The organism is Clostridium sp., from assembly GCF_050717635.1.
Classification (GTDB): domain Bacteria; phylum Bacillota; class Clostridia; order Clostridiales; family Clostridiaceae; genus Clostridium_AD.
Genome location: NZ_JBOITO010000034.1, coordinates 1 through 1302 on the forward strand (window position 1 = coordinate 1; position 1302 = coordinate 1302).

Annotated in this window: 1 protein-coding gene; it reads left to right on the forward strand. The window is 30.1% G+C overall.

All coding sequences use genetic code 11. The features are described 5' to 3' along the window. Window positions 1-154: 154 nt before the first annotated feature. Window positions 155-1192, forward strand: coding sequence for an AAA domain-containing protein (locus ACREWB_RS16165; protein WP_431548495.1), 1038 nt, complete (start codon window positions 155-157; stop codon window positions 1190-1192). Window positions 1193-1302 lie beyond the last annotated feature (110 nt).

Sequence of the window (1302 nt, forward strand, 5' to 3'; positions counted from 1 at the left end):
TGCGTTTGAATGTTATACACCTGAGGAATTTGACAAGAAGAGTGGTAGTCCTATTGTTCTATGCCCAGAATGTGATGCAAATATGATAATCAAAGGACGATGAGATTATCATATTTGCTTGGCATAAGGGTTTTTACTCGACCGTAGGGAGATTTTGTTCTTTCCTATAGAAGTTAATAAAAAAGGAGATAAATGGTACATAAAAAACAAAGTAGATTATCCAATTATGTTGAACAAGGTATTTCTAATAGGATATGCAAAGTTTAATGAAGAAAAGATAGCAAATGTTGAAACTGAATATGATGATTTGCTATCTTTTGGGAATGACTTAATTAAAGGTGTAATTGAAGAACTAAAAAAAGTTAATGTTATTATATCTTACACAGAATCTGAGGCAACTAGGTTTAAAGAGATTGCAAAAGACACTGAGCTTAATTATAGGCTAGGAGAACTTGTAATTAGGAATAATATTGTAATGGGTCACTTTAATATAGCAAACTCTATTTATAATGATTATAAGGACATGGAAAGCAAAGATTTAAGCAATGAACTAATGTACAAATTGTTGAAAAATGAGGCAACTGATGAAGCCTCAGTAGATGTGGGAGTAACTGATAAAAATGAAAGAAAAGATATTTTAGAAAAGGATTATTATTTTATTTCTGATTTGGATTATAGTCAAGAAATTGCAGTTAAAAGAGCAGAAGAAAATTCACAGCTAGTTATTTATGGCCCCCCAGGAACAGGTAAGTCTCAGACCATAGTAAATATAATTTCACAATATTTAAGTTGTGGCAAGAAAGTGCTTATGGTTTCTCAAAAGAAGGCAGCCTTAGATGTAATTTACAATCGTTCTGCTAGAATTAATTCAAAGATGATAATGTTCAATAAAGATGTGGATAAAAAACAATTCTATTCAACTATTGCTAGTAGAATTGAATCATTAGAAATAAAACAATTAGATTCTAATGAAATATCATCTATGTCAGCTGTAGTAGATGAAAGATTGGAAAAGCTTAAAGCCATAGCAAATGTATTAACTAAAGAACAAAGCTTTGGATTAACACTGCAAGAGATGTATGGTAAGCCTAGAATTGTAATGGAAAAAGAAGATAATTTAGACAAGTTCTTCAGGAATTTTAGAAGATCATATCCTTTTGAAGATTTTAAATATAGGCTATGTTTAAGATAGATGTTGAAATTTAATATTTTCTAAATATTTGGTTATAATAAGACTATATGAAGGATTACGGAGGTCTTATTATGCCAAGTGTAGCGTCAGTAAAGAAAGATTTAGAGGCT